At 70.7% G+C, this 17,586-nt stretch carries 13 protein-coding genes and 1 tRNA gene; 9 read left to right on the top strand and 5 right to left on the bottom strand.

Annotation, left to right across the window (positions count from 1 at the left end; genetic code table 11):
* Nucleotides 1–5: 5 nt before the first annotated feature.
* The 3 genes from ACQ143_RS12180 to ACQ143_RS12170 all read right to left on the bottom strand — a co-directional run bounded on the left by ACQ143_RS12180 (nucleotide 6) and on the right by ACQ143_RS12170 (nucleotide 3,835).
* Nucleotides 6–2,660: a DEAD/DEAH box helicase gene (locus ACQ143_RS12180; protein WP_449570966.1), complete on the bottom strand. Its 2,655-nt coding sequence runs from the start codon at nucleotides 2,658–2,660 to the stop codon at nucleotides 6–8.
* A gap of 330 nt (nucleotides 2,661–2,990) precedes the next feature.
* Nucleotides 2,991–3,063, bottom strand: a tRNA-Arg gene (locus ACQ143_RS12175).
* Between the two features lie 16 nt (nucleotides 3,064–3,079).
* Nucleotides 3,080–3,835 (bottom strand): SGNH/GDSL hydrolase family protein, encoded by a 756-nt coding sequence (locus tag ACQ143_RS12170; RefSeq protein ID WP_449570965.1) that lies wholly within the window; start codon nucleotides 3,833–3,835, stop codon nucleotides 3,080–3,082.
* A 94-nt stretch (nucleotides 3,836–3,929) separates the two neighbouring features.
* Here ACQ143_RS12170 and ACQ143_RS12165 point away from each other — a divergent pair, with 94 nt between their 5' ends.
* The 8 genes from ACQ143_RS12165 (at nucleotide 3,930) to prfA (ending at nucleotide 14,696) form a co-directional block, all read left to right on the top strand.
* The gene (locus ACQ143_RS12165; RefSeq protein ID WP_449570964.1) at nucleotides 3,930–5,597 is read left to right on the top strand and encodes an arginine--tRNA ligase; all 1,668 of its coding nucleotides are present in this window, start codon (nucleotides 3,930–3,932) and stop codon (nucleotides 5,595–5,597) included.
* A gap of 1 nt (nucleotide 5,598) precedes the next feature.
* The gene (locus ACQ143_RS12160; protein WP_449570963.1) at nucleotides 5,599–6,441 is read left to right on the top strand and encodes an LmeA family phospholipid-binding protein; all 843 of its coding nucleotides are present in this window, start codon (nucleotides 5,599–5,601) and stop codon (nucleotides 6,439–6,441) included.
* Between the two features lie 134 nt (nucleotides 6,442–6,575).
* The gene (gene lysA / locus ACQ143_RS12155) at nucleotides 6,576–7,985 is read left to right on the top strand and encodes a diaminopimelate decarboxylase (protein ID WP_449570962.1); all 1,410 of its coding nucleotides are present in this window, start codon (nucleotides 6,576–6,578) and stop codon (nucleotides 7,983–7,985) included.
* Nucleotides 7,982–9,295, top strand: a complete 1,314-nt coding sequence (locus ACQ143_RS12150) for a homoserine dehydrogenase (protein ID WP_449570961.1) — start codon at nucleotides 7,982–7,984, stop codon at nucleotides 9,293–9,295. Before lysA ends, ACQ143_RS12150 begins: the two co-directional genes overlap by 4 nt.
* A 2-nt stretch (nucleotides 9,296–9,297) precedes the next feature.
* A complete protein-coding gene (gene thrC / locus ACQ143_RS12145) occupies nucleotides 9,298–10,380 on the top strand; it encodes a threonine synthase (protein ID WP_449570960.1) in 1,083 nt (360 codons plus the stop codon).
* Entirely contained in the window at nucleotides 10,377–11,333 is a 957-nt protein-coding gene (gene thrB / locus ACQ143_RS12140) for a homoserine kinase (protein WP_449570959.1), read from the top strand. The genes thrC and thrB overlap by 4 nt, the downstream gene beginning before the upstream one ends.
* A gap of 113 nt (nucleotides 11,334–11,446) precedes the next feature.
* A complete protein-coding gene (rho, locus tag ACQ143_RS12135; protein ID WP_449570958.1) occupies nucleotides 11,447–13,606 on the top strand; it encodes a transcription termination factor Rho in 2,160 nt (719 codons plus the stop codon).
* 10 nt (nucleotides 13,607–13,616) lie between these two features.
* Entirely contained in the window at nucleotides 13,617–14,696 is a 1,080-nt protein-coding gene (gene prfA / locus ACQ143_RS12130) for a peptide chain release factor 1 (RefSeq protein ID WP_449570957.1), read from the top strand.
* Between the two features lie 195 nt (nucleotides 14,697–14,891).
* Here prfA and epsC read toward each other — a convergent pair whose 3' ends face one another.
* Nucleotides 14,892–15,470: a serine O-acetyltransferase EpsC gene (gene epsC, locus ACQ143_RS12125; protein WP_449570956.1), complete on the bottom strand. Its 579-nt coding sequence runs from the start codon at nucleotides 15,468–15,470 to the stop codon at nucleotides 14,892–14,894.
* A gap of 98 nt (nucleotides 15,471–15,568) precedes the next feature.
* Nucleotides 15,569–16,507 carry a cysteine synthase A gene (cysK, locus tag ACQ143_RS12120; protein WP_449570955.1) on the bottom strand — a complete coding sequence of 313 codons (939 nt, stop codon included), beginning with the start codon at nucleotides 16,505–16,507 and terminating at the stop codon, nucleotides 15,569–15,571.
* 144 nt (nucleotides 16,508–16,651) lie between these two features.
* Between cysK and prmC the strand changes: the two genes are divergently transcribed.
* Nucleotides 16,652–17,530: a peptide chain release factor N(5)-glutamine methyltransferase gene (gene prmC / locus ACQ143_RS12115; protein WP_449570954.1), complete on the top strand. Its 879-nt coding sequence runs from the start codon at nucleotides 16,652–16,654 to the stop codon at nucleotides 17,528–17,530.
* Nucleotides 17,531–17,586: the final 56 nt, after the last annotated feature.

Genomic DNA, 17,586 nt, shown 5'->3' with positions numbered 1-17,586 from the left:
CGAAGTCAGCCAGCCGCCTCGTCAGCAGGCTCGGGAGTCCGCGCGCCAGAGAAGAGGCGCTGACGTTCGGACTCGATAACTTCGCGCACGAGTTCGGCTTCGGACACGTCGAACGCTTCCGGGGCAGTCTCGGCGGTCTCGCTGATCGCGGCGAACTCCGCGAACAGTTGGCGCTTCTTGGCGAGGATCTGCATGATGCGCGCGTCAACGCCTTCCTCGGAGAGCAGGCGATGCACCTGCACGGACTGCAACTGGCCCATCCGGCGGGCGCGGGCGATGGCTTGCCACTCGGTCGTCGGCTTGAGCTGCGGTTCACAGATCACCACCACCGAGGCCGCCTGGATATTCAGGCCGACACCCCCGGCGACGATCTGTGAGACGAGCACCGCCCCTGCCTCGGCCGAGGAGAAATCGTCCACCATCGCCTGACGCTTCGCCGCAGGGACAGCGCCGGTGAGTGGCCCGAAGACAGCGCCGGGCAGTGCAGCGGTGACCTCGTTAAGGACGCTCAGGTAGTTGGAGAACACGATGACCTTGCGGCCGTTATCCTCAGCCTCCTCAACGATTTCGATGAGACGTTTGAGCTTCTCGGAGTTGGTTCCTTGAAGCAATGCGGCTTGGCGCATCGCCTGGAAGTTGCCCGCCATCACCGCGTGCCGGTATGCGGTGGCGTCGGCGCCGGAGAGCGGTAGCCATTCCTCGACCTCGACCAGTTCGGGAAGCTCTGTCAGCACGTCCTCCTGGTTGCGCCGCAGGTACACGGGTGCGACTTGCTGCCGGAAGAGTCGCGGCCGGAGGTCGGAGGAATCGACGACGAGATCTGGGCGGATGTAGTCGACGAGAGTGCGGAACTCCTCGACGCGGTTCTCCAGTGGAGTGCCGCTGAGCAGCACCGCACGGTCAGCGCTGTCGATCACGCGGGCGCTGCGTTGAGCGCGGAGCGCAGCGGGGTTCTTGATGTAGTGCGCCTCGTCGAGCACAACGCAGGCCAGTTCCTCTACGCTTCCGAGGTGGGGCTCCAACCATCCGAGTGACTCGTAGGTTGTCACGGCGACCCCGCCCTGGCGGCGCCAGCCCCGAAGCGCGGCATCTCGATCAGGTCCGTGTAGGCGGTGAGCGTTCAAGGTGGACTTTGCCTGCACCTCTCGAACCCAGTTGGTGACGACAGCCGCGGGGCAGATCACCAGCGAATGGTGCGAACCTTTCGCGCGGAGATGGGCGAGCACCGCGAGCGCCTCGATGGTCTTTCCAAGTCCCATCTCGTCGCCGATGATGACCTTGCGCTGCACGAGCGCGAACCGTGCCGCGAAGCCCTGATACCCACGCAAGGAGATGGAAAGGTGCTCCGTATCCAGCTCGAATTCACGGACTGCGGCGACTACTTCCTCGGGTAGTCCGCCGAGCACCGCGTCCTCGTCCTCGGTGAGGAAACCCAGCTCCTGCAACATGGTGAAGTAGTCGGCCGGCCTGGCGAGGAAGTCCTGCCAGGGGTCGGCGGGAGCCGAGCCAGGCGCGGTGCGTGTGATGCTGTGCGCACGTTGCACGACGGACCGGATGGCACCGATGAACTCGTCCGTGTTGCCGCCGAACACAGCGAGCTGGATCACTCGCGGATCGAGTGCCTGTGCCAACGGGGTGAGGGCCTCGGCTCGTGCGACGTCGCGGGTGGCATTCTTCGTCCGTCGGGTCGCGTCCCAGATGGCAAGTTGCCGAACGAGATCGATCGTCTGCGGCGAGGGGGCGGCGATGTCGATCCGCACCGGCATCTCTTCGTAGGTCGTCTGCCAGAGTGTCTGGGCGGCCCCACGAATCCGATGCGCTGTCGTCGCGCCGATTCCCTGGATCGCGGCGAGGCGGTTCGCGTAGGTGAACACATCCTGAATCGTGGCGATACCTGCATCAGTGAGCGGGCTGATGCGGATGCGCTCACGGGTCGCGTCTTTGAGGCGTTCCACCGGCATCTCGGCAATGACTCTCTGTGCCTCGGCCTTCCGCAGAGCGACACCTGCGTCGACGGCCTGCTGTCGGTACCGCGACTCCTTGGCGAGCGCGTCCTGGATCGTCTTGACCGCCGCGGGGAGAGCGGCCACGGCTGTGCCTGGGACGAGCTGGCCGGTACCCAGCCACGACAGCCGCGGAGCAAGCCCGACTGACGGGACGAGCGCGTGAACCACATCGACCGGCTGTACCGGTCGCGCGCGATCGTCGAGGCGGGCGAGGGCCGCGGCCACACCCGACGCGGCACCCCACCGCTGGTAATCAAGCAGGTAGCGAGCTGCGCGTTCCCCTACTTCGCGCGCCTGTCCACCGCTGAACAGCTTTCGGAGACCGAAGTTGGATTTCGCGTCGTTCAGCGCTTTCGGAACGTCGGTCGTGAGCTGACTGAGCCAGGTCGTCTCGTTCGCCTCGATCTTCGGCAGGGAAACTCGACGTGCCAAGGAGGCGAGCAACCCGCCGTCAGCTGCTTGCAGGGGCAACACGATCCACCGACGGTCAGTGCGCATTTTGACGTCGATCAGGCGTTCTTGCAGAACCCCGAACGCGGTGTCGGCGTCCGTGGCGATGCGAGCGCGATGGGCCTGGATGGCCGAGCCGCGCCTCGACCACGCGGCCACCTCGTCGATCGCTTGGCGCAGTTGCAGCATCTCATCGCGACTCAAGGGCATATCCGCTGTCGTTCCTCTCAGACATGCTCACGCTATCGACACCCTGCCAGGAATCTGGTCAACCGCTGCCCCGGGGTCCTGGGCGCACCCCTCGTCCGCCTCTACTACAGCTCCCGAACGGCGCCCAATCTTCTGTGACCAGACGAGCCAGTAGTGGCCATCGAGCAGCGCACCGCGCTGAACACGCCCTCGCTGATGCCCTCCGCAGCGAATCGGCACGAAAAGACCCCCGCAAACGACGAACGCCACCCGGAAACAGGTGGCGTTCTTCGTTTTCAGCAGTTCCGCGTACGAGTTCATGACCCTTCCGCGTACAACCCATCGCGCCCCCGACAGGAGTCGAACCTGCGACCTACGGTACCGGAAACCGGCGCTCTATCCACTGAGCTACGGAGGCGTACCGATCGAGAATATCACCGAGTGAGGGCGGTCACCGCTTCGGCGAGCCGCACCGCCAGGTAGCGGTGCCCCGCGGTCGACGGGTGGTCGCGGCCGACACCCGTGTCGATCACCGCGTAATAGTTGTCCTGCGTGATCCAGCCCTCCCGCAGCGGCGAGATGTACCACCAGCCCCGCGCGGCGGCCAGCTCGGTCAGATCGCTGTCGATGCGCGCCGTCGCACGCTCGACGGGCAGCACCTGCGGGGCAGGCCCCAGCACCACGACCCGGGCGGCGGGGTAGACGGCGGCCAGCTGATCCCACGCCGCGTTCACCGCGTCGGCATAGCCGGCGGCGGGCAGGCGCCGGTCGTTGATCGACCCCTGGATGATCACCAGATCAGGGTCGAGCGAAGGGTCCAGTTCCGCGATCCGCGTGCCGAAGTCCGGCCCGTCGATGCCGGGCTTGAGATACCCGCTGCCGCGCACGCCGTCCACCACGGTGGTCCATCCGGCCAGGTCGGCCACCACATACGCGTAGCCGCCCTCGGGGGTGGATGCCGCGGACCCGTACGTCCACGAATCGCCGAAGATCAGCACCGTCGGATCGTCGGGCAGATCCAGCGGCTCGGGAGCCAGCTCGACCTGCGTGCCGTCGCCGGCGACCACGGTGGTCGGCGCGTTCATCCACCCCGGCAGCAGCGCCGCCACCACGACGGCGGCGAACACCGCGGCCAGCAGCGCGCCGACGCGCAGCGGCACGCGGCGCAGCGGGTGTTCGCGCGGGCTCATGCGAACAGGGTAGGTCACGTCGGCCGCGACGCCGAACACCGGCATCCACCGCCGCGCCGGGCGAGTGCACCCGCGCCCGTAGAATCGAGGGGCTATGGATCCTGAAGCCCTCTCCCTTGCCCTGCTCGCCGTGATCGCCCCGCTCGCCGAGGCGCGACGCGCCGGTGCGAGCGAAGGACTGACGGCCGCCGACCTGCCGCTGGAGCGGCCGAAGAATCGTGAGCACGGCGACTGGGCGTCCAACGCCGCGCTGAAGCTCGCCAAGGCGGTGGGTGCGAACCCGCGCGAGTTCGCCGCGGAGATCGCCGCCCAGCTCGAGCAGACCGACGGCATCGCCAGCGTCGAGGTCGCCGGGCCGGGCTTCATCAACATCCGTCTCGACGCCGCGGCCGCCGGTGCACTGGCCCGCACCATCGTCGAGGCCGGCGCCGCATTCGGCACCAACGACTCGCAGCGCGGGCAGACCATCAACCTCGAGTTCGTCAGCGCCAACCCGACCGGACCTATGCACATCGGCCACACCCGGTGGGCGGCCCTGGGTGATTCGATGGCACGCCTGCTGCTGGCCAGCGGCGCGACCCTCGTCCGCGAGTTCTACGTGAACGACGCCGGCGCCCAGATGGACCGGTTCGGCCGCTCGGTGCTCGCCGCGATCAAGGGGGAGCCGACCCCGGAGGACGGCTACCCCGGCGCCTACATCGACGACCTGGCGCAACGGGTGCGCGAGGTCGCCCCCGACATCGAAGACCTCGACGAGGACGCGCAGCTGATCGTCGCGCGCGACCGCGCCTACGAGTTCCAGCTGGGCGACCTGCAGGAATCGCTCGTCAAGTTCAACGTGCACTTCGACGTGTTCTTCAGCGAGCGCACGCTGCACGCCCCGGGACCGAACGGGGAGCCGAGCCTGGTCGAACAGGCGGTCGAGCGGCTGCGCGCCCAGGGGCACGTGTTCGACGCCGAAGGCGCGGTGTGGGTGCGCACCACCGACTTCGGCGACGACAAGGACCGCGTGATCCGCCGGTCCAACGGCGAGTACACCTACTTCGCCGCCGACGCCGCGTACTACCTCAACAAGTCCGACCGCGGCTTCGCGCACAAGATCTACCTGCTCGGCGCCGACCACCACGGCTACGTGCACCGGCTCAAGGCGCTCGCCGGGGCGGCCGGCGACGACCCCGACGCCGACATCGAGGTGCTCATCGGCCAGCTCGTGTCGGTCAACGGGGCCCGGCTGTCCAAGCGCGCCGGCAACATCATCGAACTCGACGACCTGCGCGACTGGCTCGGCACCGACGCGCTGCGCTACTCGCTGGGCCGCTACCCGGCCGACTCGCCGCTCACCCTCGACCCCGAGATTCTGCGCAAGCGCACCAACGACAACCCCGTCTTCTACGTGCAGTACGCGCACGCGCGCACCGCCAACGTCGCCCGCAACGCGGCCGGCACCGGCGTCACCCGCGACGCCTTCGCGCCCGAGCTGCTCACCCATGAGACCGAGGCGGCCCTGCTGGGCGCGCTGCAGGAGTTCCCGCGCATCGTCGCCTTCGCCGCCGAGGTGCGCGAGCCGCACCGGGTCGCGCGCTACCTCGAAGAGCTGGCCGGCCTCTACCACCGCTGGTACGACAACTGCCGGGTCACGCCCCTCGGCGACGAGGAGGTCACCGACCTGCATCGCACGCGGCTGTGGCTGAACGACGCCACCGGACAGGTGCTGCGCAACGGCCTCGACCTGCTCGGCGTGAGCGCGCCCGAGCGGATGTGACGTGACCGACGACCGGCACGACACCGCGCCGCTGCCCGACCCGGCGGCACAGTGGATGCTGGTCACCCCCGACCGCCCGGCACCGGCGCAGCGCCGCCGGGCGCGGTGGCCCTGGATCGTCGCCGGCGTCGCCGTCGTCGTGCTCGCGATCGTCGCCTGGGTGGCCGGCGAGCAGATCGCCCGCAACGTCGTCGAGAGCACGATCCGCGAGCGCGTCGTCACCGAGCTGTCCCTGCCGGCCGACCAGCCGATCGGCGTCGACATCCCGGGCCAGATCCTGCCGCAACTGATCGGCGGCACTCTGGACGAGATCACCGTCACCGGCGACGACGTCACCTTCGGTGAACTGTCCGGCGACGTCACCGTGCACGCCACCGGAGTGCCGGTGCGCGGCGACGCCCCGCTGACCGCCGCGACGGCCACCGTCACGCTCGACGAGGCGCAGCTGACGGCGCTGCTGGGCACGATCGAGGGCTTCCCCGCCGACACGGTCGCCATCGACGCCCCCGCCGTCGAGGTCTCGATGGAGCTGCAGCTGTTCGCGCTGACGGTGCCGGTCGGGGTCACACTCGTGCCCGGCGCCGCCGGGGGAGACATCGTGCTCACCCCGTCGACGCTGCGGGTGGCCGGCGCCGAGATCACCGCCGACGCGCTCGTCCGCCAGTTCGGCGCGATCGCCGGCACCGTCGTGCGCGATTGGCAGGTGTGCGTGGCCGATCAGCTCCCCGCCGGCGTCGAACTGTCCGCGGTCGACGTCACGCGCACCACCGTGGTCGCCGAGTTCGCGATCGACGGCGACATCGTCACCGACGAGGCCCTGCGCCGGCCCGGTTCGTGTGAGTGACCCGGCCCGCGCCCGCCCCTGCGTCCTCCGGCGTCACGAGGCGCGTCGCGCGGTGCGCGGTGTCCTAGACTGCAAGAACTGCCGGGGCGTGAATCCTCCGCTCGCCGCACCCCCTCCACCCGATAGGTGATCGCGTGTCCACCTCTGAAAACCGCCGGCCGGCGCCCGCATGGCTCGTGGCGCCCGACGACGTGAATGCCCTCGCCCCCGAAGTGTGGCCGCCGGATGCCTCACGCGACGCCGCCGGCGTCCTGCAGCTGGGCGGGGTGCCCGTCACCACGCTGCGCGCACAGTTCGGCACTCCGCTGTACGTGCTCGACGAGGACGCGGTGCGTGCGCGTGCCGCCCGCGTGCTCGCCGCCTTCCGCGCCGCTGCGGCCCGCCACGGCACCCACGCCCGGGTGTACTACGCCGGCAAGGCGTTCCTGTCGACCGAGGTGGTCCGCTGGGTCACCGATGAGGGCTTGGCCGTCGACGTCGCCAGCGGGGGAGAGCTCGCCGTGGCGCTGGCCGCGGGCGCCGACCCCGCCGCCCTGGGCCTGCACGGCAACAACAAGCTGCCCGCCGAGCTCGAACGCGCCGTCGAGATCGGCGTGGGCACCGTCATCGTCGACAGCCGCATCGAGATCGAGCGCCTCTCGGCGATCGCCGAACGGCACGGCACCGTGCAGAACGTGCTCGTGCGCGTCAACACCGGCGTCCACGCCGAGACCCACGACTTCCTGGCGACCGCCCACGAAGACCAGAAGTTCGGCTTCCCGCTGGCGGATGCCGGTGACGTCGTCGCGCGCATCCGTGAACTGCCGGGGCTGCGCTTCATCGGGCTGCACTGCCACATCGGGTCGCAGATCTTCGGCGTGGCCGGCTTCGAAGAGTCCGCATCCCGGCTCGTCGAGGTGCACGCCCAACTGCTCGCCGGCGGCGAGGTGCCGCTGATGAACCTCGGCGGCGGGTTCGGCATCGCCTACACCTCGGTCGACGACCCGACCCCGATCGAGCAGCTCGCCGAGGCGATCGTCGACGCGGTCGCCCGCGAATGCGCCGCCCGCGGCATCCCCGTCCCCGAGCTCGCGTTCGAACCCGGCCGCGCGATCATCGGCCGTGCCGGGGTGACGTTGTACGAGGTCGGCACCGTCAAGCCGGTGCGGGTCAGCGACGACGTCGAGCGACTCTATGTGAGCGTGGACGGCGGCATGAGCGACAACGCCCGCCCGGCATTGTACGGTGCCCAGTACTCGGCGCGGGTCGCGTCGCGCATCAGCGACGCCGCGCCGGCGCTGTCGCGCGTCGTGGGGCGCCACTGCGAGTCCGGCGACATCGTCGTGGACCACGAGTATCTGCCGGCCGATATCGCGCCCGGCGACCTGGTCGCCGTGCCCGCCACCGGCGCCTACTGCTTCTCGCTCGGCAGCACCTACAACTACGTGCCCCGACCGCCCGTCGTCGCCGTGCGCGCCGGACACGCGCGGGTGATCGTGCGCGGCGAGACCATCGAAGATCTGCTGGCCCGTGACGCCGGCATCGTCAGCGAAGGAGACGCATGACCGACTTCCGCCGCCTCCGTGTGGCGCTGCTGGGCGCGGGAGCCGTCGGCTCCCAGGTCGCGCACCTGCTGCGCACGCAGGCCGACGAACTCGCCGACCGTGCCGGGGCCGCGCTCGACCTGGTCGGCATCGCCGTCCGCGACGTCGACGCGCCCCGTGACGTCGAGCTCCCCCGCGAGCTGCTGACCACCGACGCCGACCAGCTGATCGTGGGCGCCGACATCGTCATCGAGCTCACCGGCGGCATCGAGCCGGCGCGCAGCCGCATCCTCGAAGCCCTCGCCTCGGGCGCCGACGTCGTCACCGCGAACAAGGCCCTGCTGGCCACGCACGGCCCGGAACTGTTCGAAGCCGCCGACCAGGTCGGCGCGACCGTGTCGTACGAGGCCGCCGTGGCCGGTGCGATCCCCATCATTCGGCCGCTGCGCGATTCGCTGGCCGGTGACCGCGTGCACCGCATCATGGGCATCGTCAACGGGACGACGAACTACATCCTCGACCGCATGGACGTCGAGGGCTCCGACTTCGCCGAGGTGCTCGCCGACGCGCAGGCGCTCGGCTACGCCGAAGCCGACCCCACGGCGGATGTCGAGGGCTTCGACGCCGCCCAGAAGGCCGCCATCCTGGCCTCCCTCGCGTTCCACACCGCCGTCCCGCTGGAGGCCGTGCACCGGGAGGGCATCGCGGCCATCGACGCGCAGACGATCCGTGCGGCCCGCGCCGCCGGGTACGTCATCAAGCTGCTCGCCGTGTGCGAGCGCGTGACCCGCGAGGAGGGCGAGGCCATCTCGGTGCGGGTGTACCCGGCGCTCGTGCCCCGCGACCACCCCCTGGCCTCCGTGCACGGCGCGAACAACGCCGTCTTCGTGCAGGCCGAGGCCGCCGGCGACCTCATGTTCTACGGCGCCGGCGCCGGCGGCATCCAGACCGCGTCCGCGGTGCTCGGCGACGTCGTCTCGGCCGCGCGCCGGCACATCGCCGGGGGGATCGGCGTCGGGGAGTCCACCCGCGCCAACCTGCCGATCCTGCCGGTGGGCCGCGTGCGCACGCGCTACCAGATCACGCTCGAGGTCGAGGACCGTCCCGGCGTGCTGGCGACCATCGCCGGCATCCTCAGCGACGGAGACGTGTCGATCGCGACCCTCGAGCAGACCGTGATCCGCGAGGGCAACGGCACGCCGGGCATCGCGCGCATCGTGATCGGCACGCACACGGCGTGGGAACAGAATCTGAACGACACCGTCGATCGTCTCGCCGCCAGTGGTGTGGTCGATCGCGTCGTGTCGGTGCTGCGGGTGGAAGGAGACTGACGATGGCACATGTGTGGCAGGGAGTCCTGCGGGAGTTCGCCGACCGGCTCGGGGTGACCGACACCTCGACGATCGTGACGCTCGGCGAAGGGGGCACGCCGCTGATCCCGGCGCCGTCGCTGTCGAAGATCACCGGCGCCGACGTGTACGTGAAGTTCGAGGGCATGAACCCGACCGGTTCGTTCAAGGACCGCGGCATGACGGTGGCGCTCTCGCGCGCCGTCGAGCACGGCGCCAAAGCGGTCATCTGCGCCTCGACCGGCAACACGTCCGCCTCGGCGGCCGCCTACGCCGCGCACGCGGGCATCACCGCCGCGGTGCTGGTGCCCGAAGGCAAGATCGCGATGGGCAAGCTCAGCCAGGCCGTCGCGCACGGGGGCACGCTCATCCAGATCCGCGGTAACTTCGACGACTGCCTCGAGATCGCCCGGGAACTGGCCGACAACTACCCGGTGCACCTGGTCAACTCGGTCAACCCCGACCGCATCGAGGGACAGAAGACCGCCGCCTACGAGGTCGTCGCGCAGCTGGGCGACGCGCCCGACTTCCACTTCATCCCCGTCGGCAACGCCGGCAACTACACCGCCTATGCGCGCGGCTACCGGGAAGAGGCCGCCCGCGGCGCCGCCACCCGGGTGCCGCGCATGTTCGGCTTCCAGGCCGAGGGCTCGGCGCCCCTGGTGCGCGGCGAGGTCGTCAAGAACCCCGAGACGGTCGCCAGCGCCATCCGCATCGGCAACCCGGCCTCGTGGGAGCTCGCCTTGGAAGCGCGTGACGCGACCGAGGGGTGGTTCGGCGCCATCGACGACGAGCGCATCCTCGCGGCGCAGAAGCTGCTGGCCGGCACGGTCGGCGTGTTCGTCGAGCCGGCGTCGGCCATCAGCGTCGCGGGCCTGCTCGATCGTGCCGAGGCGGGTGTGATCCCCGCCGGCGCGAAGGTCGTGCTCACGGTCACCGGTCACGGACTCAAGGACCCGCAGTGGGCGCTGCGCAACGCCGACGGCTCGCAGGTGGAGCCGATCGTCGTCGACGCGACCACGAGCGAGGTGGCCTCGGTGCTCGACCTGGCGGCAGCCCCCGCATGACCGCGGCAGCGGTGCCGGCGCCCGGTCGCGCCGTCGCGGTGCGGGTGCCTGCCACGAGCGCCAACCTCGGACCGGGGTTCGACACGCTCGGGCTCGCACTCAGCGTCTACGACGAGCTCACCGTCGCGACCCTGCCCGAACAGCGGGTCGAGATCACGGTGACCGGCGAAGGCGCCGCCGATGTGCCCACGGACGCCTCGCACCTGGTCGTGCGGGCGATCGCCTACGCGTACGAGTCCTGCGGTCGGCAGATGCCCGGCATCCACCTGACCGCGCACAACACCATTCCGCACGGCCGGGGCATGGGCTCGTCGGGGGCGGCGGTGGTCGCCGGGCTGCTGGCGGCCAAGGGGCTGCTCGCCGGTGACGTCGAGCTGGGCCCGTCGACGCTGCTGCGGCTGGCGACCGAGCTGGAAGGGCACCCCGACAACGTCGCGCCGGCGCTGTTCGGCGGCCTCACGATCGCGTGGATGGAGCCGGACGGTCCGCGGCACAAGAAGCTGCTGGTGCACCGGGGCGTCTCGCCGCTGGTGTTCGTGCCCGGTTTCACGATGTCCACGTCTGCGGCGCGTGAGCTGGCGCCGCTGCAGGTGACGCGTGAGGACGCCGTGTTCAACGTGTCCCGCTCGGCGCTGCTGATCGCCGCGCTCACGCAGAGCCCCGAACTGCTCATGGCGGCGACGGAGGACAAACTGCACCAGTCGTACCGCGCGCAGGCGATGCCGGAGACCGACAAGCTCGTGCAGGCGCTGCGCGCCGAGGGGTTCGCCGCCGTGGTGTCCGGGGCCGGTCCGAGTGTCCTCGTGCTGGCCGACGGGCCCGGTCGACGCCTGGCCGCGGCTGAGCTGGCGGCCCGTGTCACCGACACCCCGTGGGAGGCGCTGATGCTCGCCGTCGATGTGCGGGGTGGTACAGTGAAGGACTATACGGAGGGTTCCACGGGCTACTCGTGAATCTGACCTCCGTCGCAGATCTGCGAACCATCGCATAACCCCCCGCTGTCGCACGTACCTCACCCGTGGGCTGTGCGCGTGGGACGGTCGGCACCTGTCGTGGACCGGTCCGCATGCGATTCATCAACTTTCCACCGCTTGACAAGGGAGTACTCGTGGAGTCCATCTCCGAGGTTCAGAACACCGATGCCACCGCCGCCGCCGACGTCGCCGCGCAGCCGGGCACCGACACGGCGTCCGCGCCGGCTCAGGATGCCGCGGGCACACAGCCCGCCGCCGAAACGGCACCGGCCGCCGACGCGCCCGCCGCCGACGCGACCGCCGCGGACAAGCCGGCGCGCGCGCCGCGCAAGCGTGCACCGCGCCGTGCGAAGAGCGAAGACGTCGCCGCCGCGGCTCCGGAGGCCGCCGAGCAGGCCGCCGCCCCGGCATCCACGGATGAGAAGCCCGCCGCCGACGCGGCCGCCGCGGACAAGAACGCCGACCAGGCTGCCGCTGCCGACAAGCCGGCCGCCGAGACCTCGGCGGACGAGACGTCGGTCGACGACAAGGCCGCCGACGACAAGCCGGCTGCCGAGAAGCCGGCGCGCGCCCCCCGCGGCCGCCGTGCCGCGACGAAGACCGCTGCGACCGGCGAGACCGACAAGGCCGCCGACGCCGGCGACGCGGACAAGGGCGCTGACAAGGCCGCCTCGGCCGAGGCCGCCACCGATGCCGCGACCAAGGATGACACCGACGGCGCGGGCAAGGCCGGCGCCGGCAAGGGCGGTGCGGGCAAGGGCGGTGCCGACCAGGGCACCGAAGACAAGAGCACCGACGCCGCCGGCGCCGACGACAAGGGCGGCAGCGACGACAAGAGCACCGACGCCGACACCTCGGACGACGGCGACGAGGGCACCGGTCGCAGCCGCAGCCGGAGCCGCAACCGCAACCGCAACCGCAATGGCCAGAAGGACGGTCAGGGCGACGACAAGTCGTCCGACGACAGCGACGGCGGCAACGGCGGCAACCAGGGCCGCAACCGCCAGCGCAACAAGCGGCGCGGCACCGGCGGCGACGAGTTCGAGCCCGAGATCGGCGAGGACGACGTCCTGATCCCGATCGCCGGCATCCTCGACGTCCTCGACAACTACGCGTTCGTGCGCACGACGGGGTACCTGCCCGGCACCAGCGACGTCTACGTCTCGCTCGGCCAGGTGAAGAAGTACAACCTGCGCAAGGGTGACGCGGTCGTCGGCGCCATCAAGCAGCCGCGCGAGGGCGAGCAGTCCAGTCGCCAGAAGTACAACGCGCTCGTCAAGGTCGACTCGATCAACGGCCTGTCGGTGGACGACGCCGCCGGCCGCGTCGAGTTCGGCGCGCTGACCCCGCTGTACCCGCAGGAGCGCCTGCGCCTGGAGACGGCGCCCGAGAAGCTCACCCAGCGCATCATCGACCTGGTCGCCCCCATCGGCAAGGGCCAGCGCGGCCTGATCGTCGCCCCGCCCAAGGCCGGCAAGACCATCGTGCTGCAGCAGATCGCCAACGCGATCGCGATCAACAACCCCGAGGTCCACCTCATGGTGGTGCTGGTCGACGAACGGCCCGAAGAGGTCACCGACATGCAGCGCACCGTCAAGGGCGAGGTCATCGCTTCGACCTTCGACCGCCCCGCCGAAGACCACACGACGGTCGCCGAACTCGCCATCGAGCGCGCCAAGCGTCTCGTGGAGCTCGGCCGCGACGTCGTCGTGCTGCTCGACTCGATCACGCGTCTGGGCCGCGCCTACAACATCTCCGCGCCCACCAGCGGTCGTGTGCTCACCGGCGGCGTCGACGCGTCGGCGCTGTACCCGCCCAAGCGGTTCTTCGGCGCGGCGCGCAACATCGAGAACGGCGGCTCGCTCACGATCCTGGCCACCGCCCTGGTGGAGACCGGCTCCAAGATGGACGAGGTCATCTTCGAGGAGTTCAAGGGCACCGGCAACAGCGAGCTGCGCCTGAACCGCCAGCTGGCCGACAAGCGCATCTTCCCGGCCGTCGACGTCAACGCGTCGTCCACCCGTCGCGAGGAGATGCTGCTGTCGCCCGACGAGGTCAAGATCACCTGGAAGCTGCGTCGCGCCCTGGCCGGGCTCGACCCGCAGCAGGCCCTCGAGGTCGTGCTCGGTAAGCTCAAGGAGACGCAGTCGAACGTCGAGTTCCTCGTGCAGATGCAGAAGTCGATGCCCGCGCCCACCCGTGACGGTCACGGCGGCGGTCACAGCCACGGGCACGAGAACAACATCCGCTGAGGCGGCGACGGTGTTCGAGTCGGTCCAGGGGCTGATCGCGGAGCACAAGGCGGTGCAGGAGGAGCTCTCCGACCCGGCTGTGCACGCGGACGCCGCGCGCGCCAAGCGCGTGAACCGGCGCTACGCCGAACTCTCGAAGATCGTCGCGGCCCACGAGGCGTGGCTCGCGGCATCCGATGATCTGGACGCCGCGCGTGAGCTGGCCCGGGAGGACGAGGCGTTCGCCGAGGAGATCCCCGCGCTCGAAGCCGGCCTCGCCGAGGCGCAGGAGAAGCTGCGGCGCCTGCTCATCCCGCGCGACCCGGACGACGCCCGGGACGTGATCATGGAGATCAAGGCGGGGGAGGGCGGTGCCGAGTCGGCGCTGTTCGCCGCCGACCTGCTGCGGATGTACCTGCAGTACGCCGCATCCAAGGGGTGGAAGACCGAGCTGCTCGAGCGCAACGAATCCGACCTGGGCGGCTACAAGGACGTGCAGGTGGCGATCAAGGGCTCCTCGAGCGATCCGGCGCAGGGCGTGTGGGCGCACCTGAAGTACGAGGGCGGTGTGCACCGCGTGCAGCGGGTGCCGGCGACCGAGTCGCAGGGCCGCATCCACACGTCGACGACCGGCGTGCTGGTGTTCCCCGAGGTCGACGAGCCCGACGAGGTCGAGATCAACCCGAACGACCTCAAGATCGACGTCTACCGCTCGTCCGGACCCGGCGGCCAGTCCGTGAACACGACCGACTCGGCCGTGCGCATCACCCACCTGCCCACGGGCATCGTCGTGTCGATGCAGAACGAGAAGTCGCAGCTGCAGAACCGGGAGGCCGGCATGCGCGTGCTGCGGGCACGCCTGCTGGCCAAGCAGCAGGAGGAGCGTGACGCCGCCGCCTCCGACGCCCGCCGGTCGCAGATCCGCGGCATGGACCGGTCGGAGCGGATCCGCACGTACAACTTTCCCGAGAACCGCATCGCCGACCACCGCACCGGCTACAAGGCCTACAACCTCGACCAGGTCATGGACGGTGCCCTCGATCCGCTCATCGAGTCTGCGATCGCGGCCGACGAAGAGGCCCGCCTGGCCGCCGTCGGCGCCGAGTCCTAACCCCGGCGGTCGTCAGCTGGACGTGCCGTACGGTTCGGCTCGGTACGGTTCGTCTTGCAGGAGATTTCGGTGCCGCTCGGCGTGTCGCGGGTCGCCGCCGAGCCGCCTACCCCTGTGCGAGCCGCCCACGTGTGGACCGTCCGGATCTGGGCGGCTCGGACGAATGTAGGCGTCTCGCGAGAGGAGTGAACGCGGTCAGATGTAGTACTCGGGTGCGGTGAGCAGGGCGCGGGTGTCCTGACCCTCGGCGCGACGGCGCGGCTTGGCGGGGATCCCGACCAGCACGGAGTCCGGCGGGGCGTCCCGGGTCACGACCGCGTTCGCCCCGACGACCGACCCGGCGCCGATGGTGATGGGCCCGAGGATCTTCGCGCCGGTGCCCACGGCGACGCCGTCGCCGAGGGTGGGATGCCGCTTGCCGCCGTCGCGGGTGCGGCCGCCGAGCGTCACGCCGTGGTAGAGCATCACGTCGTCGCCGATCTCGGCGGTCTCGCCGATGACGACGCCCATGCCGTGGTCGATGAAGAACCGCCGGCCGATGGTGGCGCCGGGGTGGATCTCGATGCCGGTCAGCCAGCGGGTGACCTGGGAGATCGCCCGCGCGGGGAAGCGGAGGCCCCGCACCCACAATGCGTGGGCGAGGCGATACGACCAGATCGCGTGCAGTCCGGAGTACAGCACGGCGACCTCCACGCCGCTGCGTGCTGCGGGGTCACGCAGCTTCGCCGCGGCGACGTCTTCGCGCAGCCGCGGGATGATGCCGAGTCGGGTCATGGATCCAGCCTATCGGCGCCGTTCGGCCGTCGGCTCGCGCCGGCCCCAGGCCGGGGACGGAGCTCGAGCGACGGCCGGACGGCGGGCGCACCCGCCGGTCAGTCCTCGCGGAGGTCCTCGAACAGGGCGGTGGACAGGTAGCGCTCCCCGGTGTCGGGGACGATCACCACGATGTTCTTGCCCTCGCTCTCGGGGCGCGCGGCGATCTGCAGGGCCGCCCAGACCGCGGCTCCGGCCGAGATGCCCGCGAGGATGCCCTCCTGGGCGGCGAGGCCCCGCGAGGTCTCGATCGCGTCGTCGAACTCGACGGTGACGACCTCGTCGTAGACGGTGGTGTCCAGGATCGGCGGCACGAAGTTCGGCCCGATGCCCTGGATCTTCGCCGGGCCCGCGGTGCCCTGTGACAGCAGCGGCGAGGCGGTCGGCTCCACGGCGACGACCTTCACGTCGGGCTTGCGCTCCTTGAGCAGGTTGCCGGCGCCGGTGATCGTACCGCCGGTGCCGATGCCGGCGACGAACACGTCGACGGCGCCGTCGGTGTCGCGCCAGATCTCCTCACCGGTGGTCTTGCGGTGGATGGCGGCGTTGGCCGCGTTCTCGAACTGGCGCGCGAGGATGGCGCCGGGCGTGGCCTCGACCAGCTCTTTCGCCTTCGCGACGGCGCCCTTCATGCCCTCGGCCGGGTCGGTGAGCACGATCTCGGCGCCGAACCGCTTCAGCAGCTGGCGACGCTCGATCGACATCGACGACGGCATCGTCAGGATGACCTTGTAGCCGCGGGCGGCGCCGACGAGGGCCAGGGCGATGCCGGTGTTGCCGCTCGTACCCTCGACGATGGTGCCGCCGGCGCTCAACGCCCCGGCCTCTTCGGCGGCGTCCACGATCGCGACCCCGATGCGGTCCTTCACACTCGACCCCGGGTTGAAGTACTCGAGCTTGGCGATCACGGTGCCCGGCAGCCCGTCGGAGAGGCGGTTGAGGCGGACCAGCGGGGTGTTGCCGAACGTGCTCGTGATGTCAGAGTGGATGCCGGGCATGGGCGGGCCTTTCGTGCGGATCGGGTCTGCGCGAGCGGCATGGAGGCCACTCCCGCGGGGCAAAGCTGTTCGCACCAGCGTACGCGTGCGCCGGCGGGCACCGGCGAATATGACGGATCTTCACGGCTAGGCTGGTGCGCGCTCATGACCTCCCTCGACCATCCGCAGCCGCTGGCAGCGCTCCTGCGTGAGACCACCGCCACCCTGACCGCCGCCGGCGTGCCCTCACCGGACGCCGACGCCGAGCTGCTGATCGCCCATGTGCGAGGCATCGGCCGCGGACAGCTCGCCGCCGCCGCGCTCCGTGGCGACACGGTGGGGGAGGCCGAGGTGCAGCAGGTGCGCGACCTCGTCGCCCGCCGCGCCGCGCGCGAACCGCTGCAGCACATCACCGGGCACGCCGCGTTCCGCCACCTGGAGCTGCGCGTGGGGCCGGGGGTGTTCGTGCCGCGCCCCGAGACCGAGACGGTCGCCCAGCTCGCGATCGATGCGCTGCGCGCGACGCCGACCCCGACGCCGATCGCCGTCGACCTCGGCACCGGGTCGGGGGCGATCGCCCTGGCGATGGCCACCGAGGTGCCGCACGCGCAGGTGCATGCTGCCGAGAACTCGGTCGACGCGTTCGTGTGGGCTAAGGAGAACTTCGCCCGGGTGGGGGCGGGCAACGCGCGTCTCGCGTTCATCGACCTCGCCGACGCGTTCGCCGAGCTCGACGGGACGGTGTCGGTCGTGGCATCCAACCCGCCCTACGTGCCCGACGACGCCATCCCGCGCGATCCGGAGGTACGGTACTGGGATCCGCCCGCCGCGCTGTACGGCGGAGCCGACGGGCTCGATGTGGTCCGCACGCTGTCGCAGGTGGCGCTGCGGCTGCTGCACTCCGGTGGCACGCTCGTGATCGAACACGGGGAGTGGCAGGGCGCGCCGATCCGCGAGCTGTTGTCCGCCGACGGCTGGCGGGCGACGGCCACCCACCCCGACCTGACGCTGCGCGACCGCGCCACCACCGCGATCCGCCCCTGACCGGAATCGCGCAGCGCCCCCGCGCAGGTTCCTCAGCGACCCGACCGTAGAATGTT

Source organism: Microbacterium pollutisoli (genome assembly GCF_053586795.1).
The sequence above is the reverse complement of the archived record's forward strand: the minus strand, read 5'-3'. Positions and strand labels throughout refer to the sequence as shown.